The following is an 18,807-nucleotide window of genomic DNA, read 5'->3' on the forward strand; positions in this document are numbered from 1 at the left end:
TAAGGTTTCAGATGCAGTCAGGAATTTATAAAGAAAAAATCCAATAAAAAAGCGACCACATCGGTCGCTTTTTTATAAAGATAGATGACAGATTAATGTGGCCATTGACCCAAAGTTACGCGATCATTCCCGCCATAATCTTTAACCGTGCGGACTTGCTTATAACCCGCCTGTTTAAATAGATGTTGTACGGCGTCTGCCTGATTATAACCATGCTCAAGCACCACCCAACCATTCACGGTCAAATGCTTCTTGGCTTGCAGAATAATCATTTCAATATCGGCCAGCCCCTTTTTATCTGCCACCAGCGCACGTTCCGGTTCAGTCGCCAGATTCTGCATATGCACATCATCAGCGTCGATATAAGGTGGATTCGATACAATGGCGTCAAAGAATTGACGGCCAAATGGCTTCAGCCATGAACCCAGAACAAATTCTACATTCTCAATATCGTGTTGTTCCGCATTATATTTCGCCACCTCAAGCGTAGGCTCGTAGATATCGGAAGCCGTTACTGTCCAGTTAGAACGTTCAGATGCCAGTGATAAGGCAATTGCGCCAGTACCTGTACCCAAATCTACTACACGGGCATCTTCAGGCAGGTCTAACTTCAATACCGTCTCAACCAGTACTTCAGTATCCGGACGTGGCACCAAGGTATCTTTGGTCACTTTTAGATCCAGTGTCCAGAATGGCTGTGAACCAGTGACATAAGCCAAAGGCTCACCGGCAGCAATACGCGCCAACCCGTCTTTATACGCTTGTTCCTGTTCCGGCGTTAACTCCTGATCCTTTTTCATCAGCAGATCAAATGAATCAATCTTGGTGATGTGTTCCAATAACCAGGCATTTTCCTGACGTTCGTAACTTTCAGCTTCGCCGCGTAAAGCCAAGGCTTGTAAAATATTCATTATCCACCATTCTGCTGTGCAAGCATGGCCAACTGATCCGCCTGATATTCGCGGTGCAGACTATCCAGCAATTCGGTCAAATCACCTTCCATCACGGCATCCAGCTTGTATAAAGTCAGGTTAATGCGGTGATCGGTCATACGACCTTGCGGATAGTTATAAGTACGGATACGTTCCGAACGATCACCCGATCCCACCAGGTCACGACGCATTTCCGAGGTTGCTGCATCTGCTGCTGCACGTTTGGCATTTTCCAAACGTGATACCAGCAGTGCCATCGCTTTGGCCTTGTTCTTATGCTGTGAACGCTCTTCCTGACATTCCACTACGGTGCCAGTTGGAATGTGGGTAATACGTACTGCAGAATCGGTTTTGTTAACGTGCTGACCGCCTGCACCTGAAGCACGATAGGTATCAATGCGCAAATCCGCCGGGTTAATGTCGACCGAGGTATCAACATCAATTTCAGGAAGAATCGCAACGGTACATGCTGAGGTATGCACACGGCCTTGTGATTCGGTCGCTGGTACACGCTGTACACGATGCGCACCACTTTCAAATTTTAGACGACCGTAAACACCGTCACCATTAATCAGGCAGATGACTTCTTTATAGCCGCCATGTTCGCCTTCATTTTCAGAGAGGATTTCAATACGCCAGCCTTGGTTTTCCGCATATTTACTATACATACGGAATAAATCGCCTGAGAAAATCGCAGCTTCATCGCCACCGGTTCCGGCACGAATCTCAAGATAAGCCGAGTTGGCATCATTCGGATCTTTCGGAATCATCAAGATGTTCAGATCAGCTTCAAGCGATTCAATTAAAGCTTTATTCTCTTTAATCTCTTCCTGCGCCATTTCCTTAAAGTCCGGATCTGACAGCATGGCCTGAGCCGTTTCAATGTCTTCTTCCGCCTGTCTGTACTTGGTCCAGACATTAGTGATTTCTGTTAAGTCATTATGCTCACGTGACAATTGACGGAAGCGCTTATTATCAGAAATGACTTCTACATCAGCCAGTAATGCGGTCAATTCTTCATGGCGGTCAGAGAGTTGGTCTAATCGTAAACGTAACGATTCTTTCATTTTCTAAAAAATCTCAAACATAGGCTGGGACTAAAAACCGATTTAGCACAGCGAAATCAAAAAATTGCGCCTAGTTTAACGACTCTGGCTTCTAATGAACATCATTATTGAGTAAGTCCGCGTTGCTATCATTCGTGCTCTACAGCATTTGTTAACAAATATGATTAAAAACAGTGGAATTGCCTTTTTTATAGTCGATCTTATTCTTATTTCTTGCCGATTTTACAATTCGCCAAATAAAGCAGGGAATTATGAAGAAACATCTTCATATTGTTTTGGGCATGATTTGTTACATTTTCCGCATCGAAATAATTACAGTCCTGTTGATGGACACGGAGTGATGACATGAAACTCAACGCACTTTTAATGAGTACAGTTTTAGCTGCTGGTTCAATGATGACCGTAAACGCACATGCCGACAGTACAGCGCGTGTTGCAGCAGCAAGTGCTTTAGGTAGTGTTGCAGGTACAGCATTAGGTAAAAACATGGGCGGTAACACCGGCGCAACCATTGGTGCTGCTTTAGGTGGTGCTGGCGGTGCAGCAGTTGCAAGCAGCAAGAAAAACCGTACTGAATCTGCCATTGGTGGTGCCCTAGGTGGCGGTGCCGGTTATACCGTAGGTAAAAATATGGGCGGTACTAACGGTGGTTATATCGGTTCAGCCTTAGGTGCTGCCGGTGGTGCGGCACTGGGTAACAAGATTGCCAAAGATAAAGCGGTGGAAAAACGCTCTAAACACTGGAAAAAACGTTACCGTTAATTTGCGCTCAGGCAGTTTAGACCAGACGCTACATTTAACATGAAAAGCACCTTTTGGTGCTTTTTTTATTGTGGCTTTAATACGTGAATTTTCAATTAATACATGGAATTATCCTGTCCACATCATGAATAAATTAAGGAGATAAAAATCACAATTCGCCAACACTGCCTTCATGCTGTTTTGCGCTTGCTAGATTAAATTTATCTCATCAACAAAATATAGCTAGATATATAAAAGGTGTCCTCATGAACTATAAATCTCTAATGATCGCTGTCGTAGCAACCTCAGCCATGGGTATGACAGCTGCCAATGCAGGCAATACAACCAATACAGCTTTAGCTTCTGCTTTGGGTGGTGTCGTTGGTGCCGCAGTAGGCAATAAAATGGGCGGTACTACTGGTGCAACAATCGGTTCAGCGATTGGTGGTGGTGCGGGTGCCGCAGTAGCAGCAAATAAACGTGACCGTAATGGTGCGATTATCGGTGGTGCTTTAGGTGGCGGTGCAGGTTATGCAGTTGGCCGAAACATGGCAGGCACCAACGGTGGTTATATCGGTGCGGCACTGGGTTCAGCAGGTGGTTCAGCTTTAGGTAAAAAAGTTAGCGAAGACCGTCGTTATGATGACCGCAGCGAACGTCGCTATAACTCTTCTCGTAACTACCGTTATAACGATTATCGCTATAACAACCGTCGTCGTTAAGATTCTCTCCCCTTATTCTTTCCTCCTTTATAAGCATCTTCGGATGCTTATTTTTTTGCCTTTATTTTTTATCTTTATCTTTTGGTTTACACTTATATCGATTTTTTTCGATATACAAACGCCTTCTAAAGTCGTATGCTTTTAGAGATGTCTATTTAAGAGTAATACTATGCGTACGCTTAACGATACCCAGTTCTCTATACTCGAACTGGTTCCTGTTCGTGACGACAAGACTATTCAATTCGCGCTAAACCATGCGCTGGAACTTGCCCAAGCAGCAGAAAAATTGGGTTATCGCCGGATGTGGCTGGCAGAACATCATAATATGGATGGCATTGCCAGTTCAGCAACCGCAGTTCTCTTAGGCTATTTACTGGCGAATACCAAAACCCTAACTTTAGGCTCTGGTGGAATTATGCTGCCGAATCATGCTCCACTAGTAGTAGCAGAACAGTTCGGCACCTTGGCAACGCTCTATCCGGACCGGATTGAACTGGGTCTGGGCCGCGCACCCGGTACAGATCAAATGACCATGCGTGCCCTGCGTCGTGGCCGTCAGGAAACCGAAGATCAATTTCCGCAGGATGTTCTGGAAATTCTGCAATATTTTAAAGATCCAATTCCAGGACAGCGTATTGTGGCAACGCCGGGTCAAAGCACGCATGTACCTGTATGGTTATTAGGGTCCAGTCTGTTTAGTGCGCAATTGGCAGCAAAACTCGGCCTACCTTATTCCTTCGCTTCGCATTTTGCCCCGCGTATGCTGGGTCAGGCCATTCAATTATATCGTGAAAACTTTGAACCGTCTGAATATCTCGATCGTCCTTATGTATCGATGGGCGTACCGACCTGTGTCGCAGATACCGATGAAGAAGCACAATATCTGTCGACCAGTGCCTATCAGCGGGTTTTATCACTGATTCGTGGGCAAAGCCTAAAACTTAAAGCACCAATTGATTCGATGGAAGGTCTGTGGTCGCCGCCGGAAAAAATGTCAGTCGATAATTTCTTTGCCATGGCTCAGGTCGGTTCCAAAGAAACCGTTAAAGCCGGTCTGGCATCGCTTTTAGCCAAATATGACGTGGATGAGTTTATCTTTACTTGCGACATCTATGACACTGACAAACGCCTACATAACTTTGAGCTGTTGATGCAAATTAAAAATGGTCAGTAAATAAGAGTTGCATCTACCTATTCTCAGCAATGGGTAGATGTTTTTCATCTTTAAAGATAAATGACTAAAAGAAACATCCCAGTAAAATCATTTTTATTGACCTTTTCTATTAAAAAGCTTCTTTCTTGAACGAATACTTCACTTCTTTTCCTTCATCCATCTCAGCAAGTTAAAAGTCATTCCTTTTGGATCGCCTGTAAATCCATTCAGTCTTCAATAAAATCAGATTTTATATTTTGCTCAAATAGATGACTGTCTAAGTTAAATTTTTCACTTTACCCTGGCTTGAGTTTTTGTTTATATCTCATACAAAGAAAATTAATTATTAAATAAATTCAAGGAATTCTAATGTCTACCAAGCATGATCCACACGCTGGTATTTTTGAAAATCGCCCCGAACATTTTCAGCAGTTTAATGGAATTAAAGTGCCCTCTTCCGAACTGTTAAAATTGGGTTATGCAGATAAAGATATTGCGATTATTGGCACGGATCAGTTTACCGTGAGCCAGCTGGATAAAATCAGTCAACATGCCCGTTCGGTAAAAGTTTTCCAGATTAATCCTGCTTTTGTACTGCCCGGTTCCGACCGAATTCTGCAACGAATTATTAATCACCCATTGATTGGTAAAAATCGCCGCTTATTTAACAACCGCATTAAAAGCTTGCTTTCTCTGCGGTTTTTAGAAAATCAGGTGCAGAATTTGTGGCTAAGACGCCAGTTAATGCCAAATCTTGCATCTTCCCGTAAAATTTATCTGAAATCAGATCATTATTATGCTGCCCTACAACGTGAAAATTGCCGCCTGATTACCTGGCCGATTCTGAAAATTTCGGAAAATACAATTCATTGTATTAATGGTGAACAGCATCCGGTCGATATCATTATTCATACTTATTTAGCAGAAAAATAACTCACGCTGGCGAGTAAAAATGAAAAATTGGTAAGCTGATAATGAGATTTTTATTTACGTATCAAGAACCGACATGATGATTTATTCAACAGAATGAGCAAAGAAGACTCTTTTATATTTCAGAATATGATAGTTGGTATTTTCTTAGAATTATAAAATTCATACATTATTTCGATTAATCAATGCTTACTTGTAATTTTTAGCTATAAATCAAAGCCAAACCGCAGTTTGGCTCTGGCTGGTTTCTTAACCGATTCGACGTTTTAAACCGGTCATTTGCAACACACGTGTTGAGATTTCTTCAATCGACATTTCAGACACATTCAGGTACTTGATGCCTTCCGAAATATAAATTCCTTCAATCGCACGCAACTCCATCTGACACTGACTAAAGCTGGCATAACGGCTATTGGCCTTACGCTCAGAACGAATGGCCACAAGGCGTTCCGCATCAATCATCAGGCCAAACAGCTTGTTTTTATGCGGTCGCAGCACGGCTGGCAGTCGGTTATCATCCAAATCTTCTTCAGTCAGTGGATAGTTCGCCACGCGAATACCGAACTGCAAAGACAGATAAATAGAGGTCGGGGTTTTACCTGAACGCGATACACCAATCAGGATCAGGTCAGCTTTATCATAATGACGGGTACGTGCGCCGTCGTCGTTATCTAAAGCAAAATGAACAGCATCAATACGGGCCTTATAAGACTCAGAGTCGGTCACCGCGTGGGTCTGCCCGACTAAAGTTGTAGGAATCGTGCCTAATTCATCAGCCAACTTACTAATAAGCCCTTCAAATACATCGAGATTTACTGCATTTGCAGTATTAATAATGTCGCGCACATAGGGATCAACTAGGGTATCAAATACCAGCGGTTTTTCACCGTCGATTTGAGCTCTTGCATTGATCTCTGCCACCACATTTGTAGCCGCTTCTTCGGAACTAATGTAAGGGATAATATGAATGTCAAATTTCACATGCGGAAACTGCGCTAACAGCGAGTGTCCAAGGGTTTCAGCGGTGATGGCGGTACCATCTGAAATAAAGAAAACACTACGCTGAATTTGTTTACCTTCCGACATTAAAATTCTCCTCCAACATTTGTCTTAGTGCTATATAATCTTTATAGTAAACCGATCTTACATGACTGTCGCTTAGTAAAATCAAAAACCTAGATGATTTGCTATACTCTCATGCCGAGATAGTGATTAATACTGCAAAAGTGGAGTAACAACTTTGGAAGCGCGCGTAATTGGTCTGGAAAAATTAGGGAAGCACGACGTTGAGCTGGTCGGTGGGAAAAACTCATCACTAGGCGAAATGATCAGCCACTTATCAAATGCTGGTGTATCTGTGCCAGGTGGTTTCGCAACGACTGCCGATGCCTACCGTGAATTTCTCGAGCAAAGTGGCCTAAACGCTAAAATCAATGCAGAGCTTGCTGCACTCAATGTTGATGATGTAAATGCACTTGCTGAAACTGGCGCAAAAATTCGTCAATGGATTGTGGATACTCCACTTACGCCTGCATTAGAACAAGAAGTTCGTACAGCATTTGCAGAACTTTCTAACGGCAACCCTGACATCGCGGTTGCCGTTCGTTCTTCTGCAACTGCAGAAGATTTGCCGGATGCTTCTTTTGCCGGCCAGCAAGAAACTTTCTTGAACATTCGTGGTATCGATAACGTTCTGATCGCAATCAAAGAAGTGTTTGCATCTTTGTACAACGACCGCGCAATCTCATACCGTGTACACCAAAACTTTGCCCATGATGTAGTTGCCCTGTCTGCTGGTGTACAACGCATGGTTCGTTCAGAAACTGGCGCTGCAGGTGTGATGTTTACGCTAGATACTGAATCAGGCTTCCGTGATGCAGTATTCATTACTGCATCTTATGGTTTGGGTGAAATGGTCGTTCAAGGTGCAGTTAACCCGGACGAATTCTATATTTCTAAACCGCTTTTAAATGCAGGCCGACACGCGATCCTTCGTCGCAACCTGGGTTCTAAGCACCAGAAAATGATTTATGGTGAAGAAGCATCTGCAGGTAAATCTGTCGTTGTCGTGGATGTTGAAAAAGCTGAACGCCAACAGTTCGCTTTAAACGACCAGGAATTACAAGAACTTGCTAAACAAGCGCTGATCATTGAAAACCACTACGGTGCACCAATGGACATCGAGTGGGCAAAAGATGGCGATGATGGCAAGATTTACATCGTTCAGGCGCGTCCTGAAACTGTAAAAAGCCGTGAAAATGTCGGCACCATGGAACGCTACCTGTTGAAACAACGCGGTACTGTGATCTGTGAAGGCCGTTCAATCGGTCAACGCATTGGTTCTGGTAAAGTCCGCATTGTGACGTCTATTAAAGAAATGGACAAAGTACAAGACGGTGATGTTCTTGTATCTGATATGACTGACCCGGATTGGGAACCAGTCATGAAACGTGCAGCTGCGATTGTAACAAACCGTGGTGGTCGTACTTGTCACGCAGCAATTATTGCACGTGAGCTTGGTGTTCCTGCAATCGTGGGTTGTGGTAATGCAACTGAAGTTCTTGTAGACGGTCAGGAAGTGACTGTGTCTTGTGCTGAAGGTGATACTGGCTTTATCTATGAAGGCGCACTAGATTTTGAAATTCAAAAGAATTCAATTGAGTCTATGCCTGCTCTTCCATTTAAAGTAATGATGAACGTGGGTAACCCGGATCGTGCATTTGACTTTGCTCAAATTCCAAACGCAGGTATTGGTCTGGCGCGTCTTGAATTCATTATTAACCGTATGATTGGTGTTCACCCGAAAGCATTAATCAATATTGACAGCCTTCCACGTGAAACACGTGCAGCAGTCATGGCGCGTACTGCAGGTTATGCATCTCCAATTGAATTCTATGTAGAGAAACTGGTTGAAGGTATCTCGACACTTGCTGCTGCATTTGCAGACAAGCCAGTCATTGTTCGTATGTCAGACTTCAAGTCTAACGAATATGCAAACTTGATCGGTGGTAAGTTATACGAGCCAGAAGAAGAAAACCCGATGCTAGGTTTCCGTGGTGCAAGTCGCTACGTTTCTGATAACTTTCGTGATTGCTTCGAACTTGAATGTCGTGCATTGAAAAAGGCACGTGATGAAATGGGTTTAACCAATATCCAGATCATGATTCCATTTGTTCGTACTGTTGCTGAAGCGAAACGTGTAATTGAACTTCTTGCATTAAATGGTCTTAAGCGCGGTGAAAACGGCCTTAAAGTGATCATGATGTGTGAACTTCCAACCAATGCTTTATTGGCAGATCAATTCCTTGAACATTTCGATGGTTTCTCTATTGGTTCAAACGACTTGACACAATTAACGCTTGGTCTTGACCGTGACTCGGGTATTGTCTCTCACCTATTTGATGAGCGCGACCCTGCAGTTAAGGCGTTGCTTTCTCTTGCAATTCAAGCATGTCGTAAAGCTGGCAAATATGTCGGTATTTGTGGTCAAGGTCCTTCTGATCATCCAGATCTTGCACAATGGTTAATGGAACAAGGTATCGACTCTGTGTCTTTAAACCCAGACTCGGTACTTGAAACTTGGTTCTTCCTGGCTGAAGAAAAAGTGCAAAAAGCATAAGCAATTGTGAATAAAAAAGACCCTTTGATAGGGTCTTTTTTATGAGATAGATATTATGATTTATTGTTTGAAAATTGATAACTAAAGACCCAATCACAAGCTAAACAATTGAATTTATAAATATAATTAAATCAACGCTTATCAACACATAAAGACTGTAATGACAAACAAATACCAACAGTAAAGTCATATCAAAATGGCAATAATAATAAATAACCATCGAATGTTCAGGAAGATATTTTTAAGAATGCAGATCCTTGCAATTTTGTATGGGCTCATTTTTAATGACAAATATGATTGAAAATCCTCAATTAATCTATATCTTACGATGAGAGGATGTTTGTTTTCAAAACAGAATTCAATACAATCTTGATCAAAGCTATTATCAGTTCACATTTATATATTGAGATTCAGTCTATATGCAGATTTACTTGGCCCGAAACAATCAACAAGCTGGTCCATATACGCTCGAGCAATTGAATCAGATGCTGGCGAATCAACAAGTCATGCTGACTGACCTGGCATGGCATCAAGGCATGACCGAGTGGAAAGCCTTAGGTGAACTTACCCAAGGAAAATCGGTATATCAACCCGAAGGTTATGTCGCTCCAGCAGTCACACCTGAAACGCCGGTATTCCAGAATAGCCAACCAACGACTTCGGCCTACTCACAGCCTCATACTCAAACAGCAACTCAAAAAAATGAACTTGCCAGTATTCCAAGCCGTATCCTGGCCAAAATTGTAGACGTATTACTGTGGCTACCAGCAACCTTCATTTTGACTGCTTTTTTTACGCCTGAACAGGAAACCCGGTTTGCTCAACTGAATGAAGAATTCATGAATGTTGTGCTGAGTAGCGATGCAGATCCTGCAATGGCTCAGCAATTACAGACTCAAATGTTTGAGATGTTTTCTCAGCAGGCGTGGCTTGCCACAGCGGTCTATTTGATTATCATGCTGGCCATTCAAGCCTTTCTGATTGCCAAATCAGGCCAAAGTATTGGTAAAAAGCTCACGAAAATCAAAATTGTAGATGTAGAATCAGGTGAAAAGACCAGCCTGTTGCGCGCCTTTACTATTCGTAGCGTATTTTTCATATTTTTAAATATTGTATTTATGCCACTGAGTTTAATTATTGACTGGGCCTTCGGATTGGGCAAAAAACGTCAAACCTTGCACGATAAACTCGCAAAAACGCAAGTTGTGAAACAATAGTGCAGGAATACACAAAATGGGATGAATATCATCCCATTTTGATTACAGAACTTTGAAATTGAAATAAAATTCCCATAAATCCTCCCCAATCCAGACCAGCAAAATCGGTTTTTATTACAGGCATTTAAAGCGCCCTAGATATAGCTTAGTTCGTGAATCTCAGGCATAATGCCCTACAACGTAGCGGTGTATTGTGATTAATAGGATGTTTTGTAAAATTCAGCCTTTTTTGTCATATGCACTTTAATCGCTATCCCATATTAAATTAGGGAATGGGACTCTTCACCGAGGTTGTAAAATGAGACAAACGATTTTAGCTGTATTGTCTTTATCTGCGATGACTGCACTCTTGACCGGGTGTGGTGGTGATATGGTACTTCTGAACTCTAAAGGTCCAGTTGCAGCAGGTCAAAGTAACCTGATGATGACTGCGATTTACTTAATGCTTTTGGTGGTTATTCCATCAATCATCATGGCATTATGGTTCGGTTGGAAATATCGTGCATCGAATAAAGACGCAGACTATAAACCTACATGGGCACACTCTACTGCGATTGAAATTGTGGTATGGGGTATCCCTGTCATTATTATTGGTATTTTAGCTTGGTTAACTTGGTGGGGTTCCCACAAGTATGACCCATACCGTCCAATTGAAGCAGATAAAGCACCTTTAACTGTTCAGGTTATTGCTGAGCAATTTAAATGGATCTTCATCTATCCTGAGCAAGGCATTGCAACTGTTAACGAATTACGTTTCCCAGAGCAAACTCCGGTAAGCCTTCGTTTAACCTCTAACTTCACGATGAACTCGTTCTTCATCCCGGCGTTAAGTGGTCAGATTTATGCAATGGCAGGTATGCAAACTCACCTTAACTTCTTAGCTGATGAAACTAGTCCAGCTGAAGGTTATCGTGGTTTCTCTTCAAACTATTCAGGCTATGGCTTCTCACAAATGCGCTTCCGTGCACATTCTGTGACTGATGCTCAATTCGCTGAATGGATTTCTGCTGTTCAGGCAGGAAACGGTACTTCAGTTAACCCTAATGCAGTACAAAAAACTGTTCTAGACCAAGCTGAATTTGCAACTTTACGTGACGGCAACCGTGGTAAACACCAGATCGAAGCGATTATTGCAAAAGCTGAAACTCCTGAAGAGAAGGCTGCTGCTGAAGCAATGAAGCCTTACCCTACTAAGCCACATCCTGTGACTTACTACTCTTCTGTAGAGCAAGGTTTGTTTGAATCTGTGATTCACAAGTATATGAGTAACTATCACGGTGCTGACCATTCAGCTCCTGTAGAAGCTGCAGCGACTGATGCTGTTGCTCACGAAGCGGCTGCTTCTGAAGCTCATGTAGCTGGTGAACATGCGACTGCTTCTCAAGGAGAATAAGACATGAGCTTCTTAGGTAAGTTAGGTCCAGATGCAATTCCTTACGATCCAATCGTATTGGCAACTGTTGCAATGATGATCCTGGGTGGTATCGCAGTTTTTGCTGGTATTACCTACTTCAAAAAATGGGGCTACCTGTGGAACGAATGGTTCACATCTGTAGACCATAAAAAAATTGGTATCATGTATATCTTCGTATCTGTGATCATGCTTTTGCGTGGTTTCGCCGATGCGATCATGATGCGTCTTCAGCAGTTCCTTGCAAAAGGTGGCGGCGAAGGTTATCTACACCCTGAGCATTACGACCAGATCTTTACCGCGCATGGCGTGATCATGATCTTCTTCGTGGCAATGGGTCTTGTAGTTGGTTTAATGAACATCTCTGTACCGCTTCAAATCGGTGCACGTGACGTTGCATTCCCATTATTAAACTCTTTAAGCTTCTGGTTATTCGCCGGCGCTGCGGGTCTGATGATGGTTTCACTTGCGTTAGGTGAATTCGCTGCAACAGGTTGGATGGCATACCCTCCACTGTCTGGTATCGAATATTCTCCAGGCGTAGGTATGGACTACTATATCTGGGCACTGCAAATTTCAGGTCTAGGTACGCTATTAACGGGTGTTAACTTCTTCGTTACCATCATCAAAATGCGTGCGCCTGGCATGAAACTTATGGAAATGCCAATCTTTACCTGGACATCTTTATGTACAGCAGTATTGATTATTGCGGCGTTCCCAGTGTTGACTGCAACAATTGCAATGTTAACGCTTGACCGTTACTTTGGTTTCCACTTCTTCACCAATGACTTGGGCGGTAGTCCAATGTTGTACGTGAACTTGATTTGGACTTGGGGTCACCCAGAAGTATACATTCTGATTTTACCAGCATTTGGTATTTACTCAGAAGTTGTTGCGACTTTCTCGCGCAAAGCATTGTTCGGTTACAAATCAATGGTGTATGCAACAGTAGCAATCACAGTATTGTCATTCGTTGTGTGGGTTCACCACTTCTTTACCATGGGTGCAGGTGCCAACGTTAACGCGTTCTTCGGTATCATGACCATGATTATTGCGATTCCTACAGGTGTGAAGATCTTCTCTTGGTTGTTCACCATGTACAAGGGTCGTATTGTTTTCACCACTCCAATGCTATGGACACTAGGCTTCCTGGTAACTTTCGGTATCGGTGGTTTAACAGGTGTATTGATGGCAGTTCCACCAGCGGACTTCCTGGTACACAACTCTTTATTCCTGATTGCTCACTTCCATAACGTAATTATTGGTGGTGTGGTATTCGGTATGTTCGCAGGTATCATCTTCTACTGGCCGAAAATGTTCGGTTGGAGACTGAATGAGACTTGGGGTAAAGCAGCGTTCTGGTTCTGGTTCTTCGGTTTCTATTTTGCATTCATGCCACTTTATATCCTTGGTTTCATGGGTATGACACGTCGTTTGAATACATTTGACAACCCAGAATGGGACCCGTATGTAGATATCGCGATGTTTGGTGCGGTTCTAGTTGCACTGGGTATTCTATGTTTCATCATGCAAATCGTGGTTGGTTTCCTACAACGTGACCAACGTCTAGATTTGACTGGCGATCCATGGGATGGTCGTACCCTTGAATGGGCGACATCTTCTCCTGCTCCGTTCTATAACTTTGCTCATCTTCCAAAGATCAATGGTATTGATACTTTCTGGATCGAGAAAGAAAATGGTGTTGCGTATGCAAAACCAACGAAGTACGAAGATATCCACATGCCGACTAACCGTGCTGCCGGTTTCGTTATCGCGATGTTCATCACTGTTATGGGCTTCGGTTTAATCTGGCACATCTGGTGGTTAGTAGTTGTTACGTTCATTGCTTCTATCATTAGCTTCATCGTGTCTTCTTTCACCAAGAAAGTGGATTACTATGTTCCAGCTGCTGAAGTTGAACGTATTGAAAACGAACGCTATGCGATTCTTGAAAAACACTTGAAGAAGGACTAAGACAATGGCTGAAGTACTTCATCACGATAACCACGGACACGATGAGCATCATCATCACGATGATACTGACATCACCGTCTTTGGTTTCTGGACTTACTTGATGAGTGACCTTGTCCTGTTCGGTACACTCTTCATTGCGTTCGCTGTTTTGAGTAGCCACATTCCTGTGGGTACTCCAAGTGCGAGAGACCTGTTTGGCGATTCTTTAGGTTTCGTTCTTACTGAAACCTTCGCCCTCTTGATCTCTTCTGTAACCTTTGGTTTTGCAGTTCTTGCTGCATACAAAAAAGACGTTGCAAAAGTACTGACTTGGTTAGCGATTACTTGGGTATTCGGTGCTATCTTCATCGGCATGGAACTATATGAGTTCAATCACTTAGTTCATGCTGGTCACGGTCCAAGCACAAGTGCGTTCTTATCTGCGTTCTTTACTTTGGTAGGTACGCACGGTATTCACGTAACTTCTGGTCTGGTCTGGATGATCGTGCTTATGGTTCAAATCAAGAAATATGGTTTGACTCTTGCAAACACGCGTCGTCTAGCTTGCCTAAGCTTGTTCTGGCACTTCCTTGACATCGTTTGGATCTGTGTATTCAGCGTAGTTTACTTGATGGGAGTTCTGTAATGAGTCACGATCATAACGCTGCTGGCGAATCACACGGTAACGTTAAGCAATATACCGTTGGCTTCATCCTTTCTGTCATCCTTACCGTAATTCCATTCGGTATGGTGATGGCAGGCGGTTTTGGCCGTGGTATCTTGATTACTGTCATCGCGATTACTGCGGTTGCTCAGATTCTTGTGCAGTTAATTTACTTCCTGCATATGAACTCTTCTTCAGAGCAACGCTGGAACGTGATTGCATTCGTGTATACCATCTTAACTATCGCTATTCTTTTAGTGGGTTCTGTATGGATCATGAATTACCTACACTACAACATGATGATCTAAACTGGTCGTCATGCTGAAAAAGTATTTATTCCTGACTAAGCCAGGAATTCTCTTCGGTAACTTTGTTACCACTTTGGGTGGCTACTTCGTAGCCACCCAAGGTTCTGTAGATTTCCTTCTCCTGCTTATTACCCTTCTCGGTACTACGCTTGTCGTAGCATCAGGATGTGTGGTCAACAACGTGATTGACCAAGACATCGACCAAAAAATGCAGCGTACACAAAACCGTGCTCTGGTCACCAAAGCCATTTCCGAACCTGTTGCCCTGGCCTTTGCCCTGGTATTAGGCATCGCTGGTTTTAGTCTTTTATGGTTCTGGATAAATGCGTACGCTTTCTTATTCGCGGTGATTGGTTTTGTCGTATATGTTGGTTTCTACAGCCTATGGACAAAACGAACTACAATTCATCAAACTGTAGTCGGCAGTATTTCTGGTGCAGCTCCGCCTGTTATTGGTTATACCGCAGTAGCCAATCAATTTGACCTCGGTGCGTTACTGATCTTTTTAGGTTATGCGCTCTGGCAAATGCCTCACTCATGGGCGATTGCGATTTACCGCTTTGATGATTACAAAAATGCAGGTATTCCGATCTTGCCTGTGGCGCGTTCGATTCATCGTACCAAGATTGAATCACTGGTTTATGTGGTGTTATTCACACTGACCATGAATGCATTATTTGTCTTTGGTTATGCTAACTGGTTTTATGCAGTGATTTTAAACTTACTGTGCATTTACTGGTTGTATATCGGTGTCATTGGATTTAAAGCTGAAAATGATCAACTTTGGGCAAAGAAATATTTCTTGTTCTCGGTGATCCTGATTACTGTCATCAGTATTATCTTTAGCTTTACCTCAACTACGCCATCTACACAGATTGTGTTTTTTTAAAAAGATAGAGTTAGTCTCTATCTTTTTTTATTTTGATTTTCCTATCCCCCATTCCGAGTATCTGTAGAGCAGAATCAAAATCTCTGCTTTAGAACCTCCCTCTCTTTTCTTATCTCTGATAAATTTACCGTTTTTTGGTTTTAGCCTGACATTGATAATGTGTATGCAGATTTTAAGTTAGAGAAAGCCACTTGATATTCTCAATAGTACATTTGCTGAATTTAAGCAGTCGAACCCTGCTGTTTTAAAGTTAATGTGGTTTTCTATTAAAAGATCTGACTATAGATATAATTTCGCAAAAATGTCTTATTTGGTTGAAATTATCCCTAAAGATCACTACAATTCCCCCTTCGCAAACACTGCGACACAACTTTGGTTGTGACTCCTTGCTTCAATTTACTTAAATTGGGGCTGTCCAAACCGTAAGGAGCTGACAATGCGTCATTACGAAATCGTACTTTTAGTACACCCTGATCAAAGCGATCAAGTAGTTGGTATGGTAGAACGCTACCTAACTCACATCAAAGAAGCTGAAGGTCAAATCCACCGTCTTGAAGACTGGGGCCGTCGTCAATTGGCTTACCCAATCAACAAGATCCACAAAGCTCACTACATTCTTATGAATGTTGAGTGTGGTCAAACTACTCTTGATGAGCTTGAAGAATTGTTCCGTTATAACGACGCAATCATTCGTAGCCTTATCATCCGTCGTGAAAACGCTATCACTGAAGAGTCACTATTGGCGAAGAGTGCTGAAGAAAAACGTGCGCGTAAAGCTCAACGTGAAGAAGCACAACACGCTCAAGACTCTGCTGAAGCTTAAGGAGAACATAACATGGCACGTTTTTACCGTCGTCGCAAGTTCTGCCGCTTTACAGCTGAGAACGTTACGTACATCGACTACAAAGATATCGACACTTTAAAACAGTACATTACTGAAAACGGCAAGATTGTTCCTAGCCGTATTACAGGTACTAAAGCTCGTTACCAACGTCAATTAGCGTTAGCTATCAAACAAGCTCGCTACTTGTCTTTGATCCCTTACACTGACAATCATAAGTGAGGTTGAGCTGTGGATATTATCTTATTACAACGCATTAAAAACCTAGGTAAACTAGGCGATAAAGTTTCAGTTAAAGCTGGTTACGGCCGTAACTTCCTTATCCCTCAAGGTAAGGCTGTTGCTGCAACTGAAGCAAACACTGCTGCTTTTGAAGCTCGTCGTGCTGAACTTGAGAAAGAAGAAGCTGCTATCTTGGCTGCTGCTCAAGCACGTGCTGACCAATTGAACGAAGTGAACATCGTTATCACTGCGAAAGCTGGTGATGAAGGTAAACTATTCGGTTCTATCGGTACTCGTGACATCGCTGACGCGTTGACAAATGCTGGTCTAGAAGTAGACCGTGCTGAAGTACGTCTTCCAAATGGCGCGCTTCGTCACACTGGCGAATTTAACATCGCAATCCAATTGCACCATGATGTTACTGCAGAAGTTCTAGTTACTATCGTAGCTGAGTAATTTCTCGCCTCAAAAAGAGCATGCGAAAGCATGCTCTTTTTTTATCTCTAAAAAATATAATCTAGCCAACACTGTCAAATTCATTTTATTATTCGTGTTTACAAAAAATTGCACTTCGCATTTTTGATCAGAGCGCGTATCATTTCATCTCGTAGTGAATAAACGCTATTCATCTCCGACGATATTTAACCATTGTATTTAAAATCAGGGATTTATATGTCACAGGCGAATGCCAGCAAAAAGGTAGCTACTGCTAAACCAGAAATTGTTACTGAAAATAGCAATCTCAAGGAGTTCCGTACTCCACCCCACAATTTAGCAATTGAACAGGCTGTACTTGCTGCCCTTATGACTGTGGCTGAATCTTTTGAGCAGGTCGGTGATGTGCTGACCGAAAATGATTTCTATGCCACCCGACATAAATATATCTTCCGTGCCATTGAGCAACTCTCTAAAGAAAACTCGCCTTATGATGCGGTTCTGGTGCATGACTGGCTCATTAAACAAAACTTGCTCGACGCAATTGGTGGCGAAGAGTATTTGATGCAGCTGATGGCAGACTCACCCTCAAGTTTCTATAACCTGGAAACTTATGCTGGGAAAATTAAAGAGTTTGCTACCCTGCGCAGCATGATTAAAGTCAGCTCTGAAATTTTACAAAATGCCTATGACACCAAAGGCCGTACCGTCAGTGAAATTCTGGATCTGGCTGAGACCAATATTTTCTCGATTGCCGAACAGCATAATAACAATGCCAAAGCGCAAGGCCCTAAGCCGATCAACTCGGTGGTTGCGGACGTATTTGATAAATTAAATGAACTGTCACAAATGGAAGGTAGCATTACCGGTTTAACTACTGGTTTTGTGGAACTGGATAACAAAACTTCCGGCATGCAATCCGGTGACCTGATTATTGTCGCAGCGCGTCCATCCATGGGTAAAACCACCTTTGCCATGAATCTGGTCGAAAGTGTTTTATTCAATAACAACCTGCCTGCTCTGGTCTATTCAATGGAGATGCCAGCCGACTCGATCGCCATGCGTTTGATTTCATCATTTGGTCGCGTGCATCAAGGACATTTACGTTCTGGTAAAATGGACAGTGATGAATGGTCAAAAGTCACCAGTACCATTGTGCATTTACAAGAAAAAAATCTGTATATCGATGATTCTTCTGCACTGCCGCCGACAGAATTACGTGCCCGTGCGCGTCGTATTGCCAAAATGCATGGCGGAAAGCTGGGCTGCATCATGGTCGATTACCTGCAGCTGATGAAAGTCCCTGGCATGGGTGATAACCGTGTTGGCGAGATCTCGGAAATTTCCCGAAGCTTAAAAGCCTTGGCGAAGGAAATGCAGTGTCCAGTGATTGCCCTGTCACAGCTCAACCGATCGCTGGAGAACCGTCCAAACAAACGTCCGGTGATGTCCGACTTGCGTGAATCTGGTGCGATCGAGCAGGATGCCGACTTGATCATGTTTATTTACCGTGATGAGGTTTATAACAAGGAATCCAAGGAAGCTGGCACCGCCGAAATCATTATCGGCAAACAGCGTAACGGCCCGATTGGTACCGTACGTCTGGCATTCGAAGGTCAATATACCCGCTTTAGTAATCTCTCACCTGAGTTCTATGCTCAGTATGATGATGAAGAGTAATCAGACTCTCGTCATCACATTTC

At 42.9% G+C, this 18,807-nt stretch carries 18 protein-coding genes; 15 read left to right on the plus strand and 3 right to left on the minus strand.

Going from position 1 to position 18,807, the window contains the following annotated elements; translation table 11 throughout:
• Positions 1–92: 92 nt before the first annotated feature.
• Together prmC and prfA are read right to left on the minus strand one after the other, a co-directional pair.
• Positions 93–911, minus strand: a complete 819-nt coding sequence (gene prmC / locus WFH18_RS00115; protein ID WP_004278775.1) for a peptide chain release factor N(5)-glutamine methyltransferase — start codon at positions 909–911, stop codon at positions 93–95.
• Positions 911–1,999 (minus strand): peptide chain release factor 1, encoded by a 1,089-nt coding sequence (gene prfA, locus WFH18_RS00120; RefSeq protein WP_004278776.1) that lies wholly within the window; start codon positions 1,997–1,999, stop codon positions 911–913. The genes prmC and prfA overlap by 1 nt, the downstream gene beginning before the upstream one ends.
• Before the next feature lie 345 nt (positions 2,000–2,344).
• On the opposite strand from prfA, the gene WFH18_RS00125 reads away from it, so the two are divergent.
• From WFH18_RS00125 to WFH18_RS00140, 4 genes are all read left to right on the plus strand, one after another.
• Entirely contained in the window at positions 2,345–2,761 is a 417-nt protein-coding gene (locus WFH18_RS00125; RefSeq protein WP_004278777.1) for a glycine zipper domain-containing protein, read from the plus strand.
• 245 nt (positions 2,762–3,006) lie between these two features.
• Positions 3,007–3,462, plus strand: a complete 456-nt coding sequence (locus WFH18_RS00130; protein ID WP_004278778.1) for a hypothetical protein — start codon at positions 3,007–3,009, stop codon at positions 3,460–3,462.
• A 169-nt stretch (positions 3,463–3,631) separates the two neighbouring features.
• Complete coding sequence (locus WFH18_RS00135; protein ID WP_004278779.1) at positions 3,632–4,636, plus strand: LLM class flavin-dependent oxidoreductase; 1,005 nt, start codon at positions 3,632–3,634, stop codon at positions 4,634–4,636.
• Positions 4,637–4,984: 348 nt separating this feature from the next.
• Positions 4,985–5,548, plus strand: a complete 564-nt coding sequence (locus WFH18_RS00140) for a hypothetical protein (protein ID WP_004278780.1) — start codon at positions 4,985–4,987, stop codon at positions 5,546–5,548.
• Between the two features lie 246 nt (positions 5,549–5,794).
• Here WFH18_RS00140 and ppsR read toward each other — a convergent pair whose 3' ends face one another.
• A complete protein-coding gene (ppsR, locus tag WFH18_RS00145) occupies positions 5,795–6,631 on the minus strand; it encodes a posphoenolpyruvate synthetase regulatory kinase/phosphorylase PpsR (RefSeq protein WP_004278781.1) in 837 nt (278 codons plus the stop codon).
• A gap of 154 nt (positions 6,632–6,785) precedes the next feature.
• Between ppsR and ppsA the strand changes: the two genes are divergently transcribed.
• The 11 genes from ppsA to dnaB all read left to right on the plus strand — a co-directional run bounded on the left by ppsA (position 6,786) and on the right by dnaB (position 18,784).
• The gene (gene ppsA / locus WFH18_RS00150) at positions 6,786–9,164 is read left to right on the plus strand and encodes a phosphoenolpyruvate synthase (RefSeq protein ID WP_004278782.1); all 2,379 of its coding nucleotides are present in this window, start codon (positions 6,786–6,788) and stop codon (positions 9,162–9,164) included.
• A 419-nt stretch (positions 9,165–9,583) separates the two neighbouring features.
• Entirely contained in the window at positions 9,584–10,381 is a 798-nt protein-coding gene (locus tag WFH18_RS00155) for an RDD family protein (RefSeq protein ID WP_004278783.1), read from the plus strand.
• A 298-nt stretch (positions 10,382–10,679) separates the two neighbouring features.
• Complete coding sequence (cyoA, locus tag WFH18_RS00160; RefSeq protein ID WP_004278784.1) at positions 10,680–11,774, plus strand: ubiquinol oxidase subunit II; 1,095 nt, start codon at positions 10,680–10,682, stop codon at positions 11,772–11,774.
• 3 nt (positions 11,775–11,777) lie between these two features.
• Complete coding sequence (cyoB, locus tag WFH18_RS00165; protein ID WP_004278785.1) at positions 11,778–13,766, plus strand: cytochrome o ubiquinol oxidase subunit I; 1,989 nt, start codon at positions 11,778–11,780, stop codon at positions 13,764–13,766.
• Between the two features lie 4 nt (positions 13,767–13,770).
• Complete coding sequence (cyoC, locus tag WFH18_RS00170; RefSeq protein ID WP_004278786.1) at positions 13,771–14,391, plus strand: cytochrome o ubiquinol oxidase subunit III; 621 nt, start codon at positions 13,771–13,773, stop codon at positions 14,389–14,391.
• Positions 14,391–14,717, plus strand: a complete 327-nt coding sequence (locus tag WFH18_RS00175; RefSeq protein WP_004645410.1) for a cytochrome o ubiquinol oxidase subunit IV — start codon at positions 14,391–14,393, stop codon at positions 14,715–14,717. The genes cyoC and WFH18_RS00175 overlap by 1 nt, the downstream gene beginning before the upstream one ends.
• Before the next feature lie 10 nt (positions 14,718–14,727).
• Positions 14,728–15,606 carry a heme o synthase gene (gene cyoE, locus WFH18_RS00180; protein WP_004278788.1) on the plus strand — a complete coding sequence of 293 codons (879 nt, stop codon included), beginning with the start codon at positions 14,728–14,730 and terminating at the stop codon, positions 15,604–15,606.
• A 436-nt stretch (positions 15,607–16,042) separates the two neighbouring features.
• Complete coding sequence (rpsF, locus tag WFH18_RS00185) at positions 16,043–16,429, plus strand: 30S ribosomal protein S6 (RefSeq protein WP_004278789.1); 387 nt, start codon at positions 16,043–16,045, stop codon at positions 16,427–16,429.
• 12 nt (positions 16,430–16,441) lie between these two features.
• A complete protein-coding gene (rpsR, locus tag WFH18_RS00190) occupies positions 16,442–16,669 on the plus strand; it encodes a 30S ribosomal protein S18 (protein WP_004278792.1) in 228 nt (75 codons plus the stop codon).
• Positions 16,670–16,678: 9 nt separating this feature from the next.
• Complete coding sequence (rplI, locus tag WFH18_RS00195; RefSeq protein ID WP_004278793.1) at positions 16,679–17,125, plus strand: 50S ribosomal protein L9; 447 nt, start codon at positions 16,679–16,681, stop codon at positions 17,123–17,125.
• A gap of 216 nt (positions 17,126–17,341) precedes the next feature.
• Positions 17,342–18,784, plus strand: coding sequence for a replicative DNA helicase (gene dnaB, locus WFH18_RS00200; RefSeq protein WP_004278794.1), 1,443 nt, complete (start codon positions 17,342–17,344; stop codon positions 18,782–18,784).
• Positions 18,785–18,807 lie beyond the last annotated feature (23 nt).

The organism is Acinetobacter sp. USHLN143 (assembly GCF_037145695.1).
Lineage (GTDB): Bacteria > Pseudomonadota > Gammaproteobacteria > Pseudomonadales > Moraxellaceae > Acinetobacter > Acinetobacter fasciculus.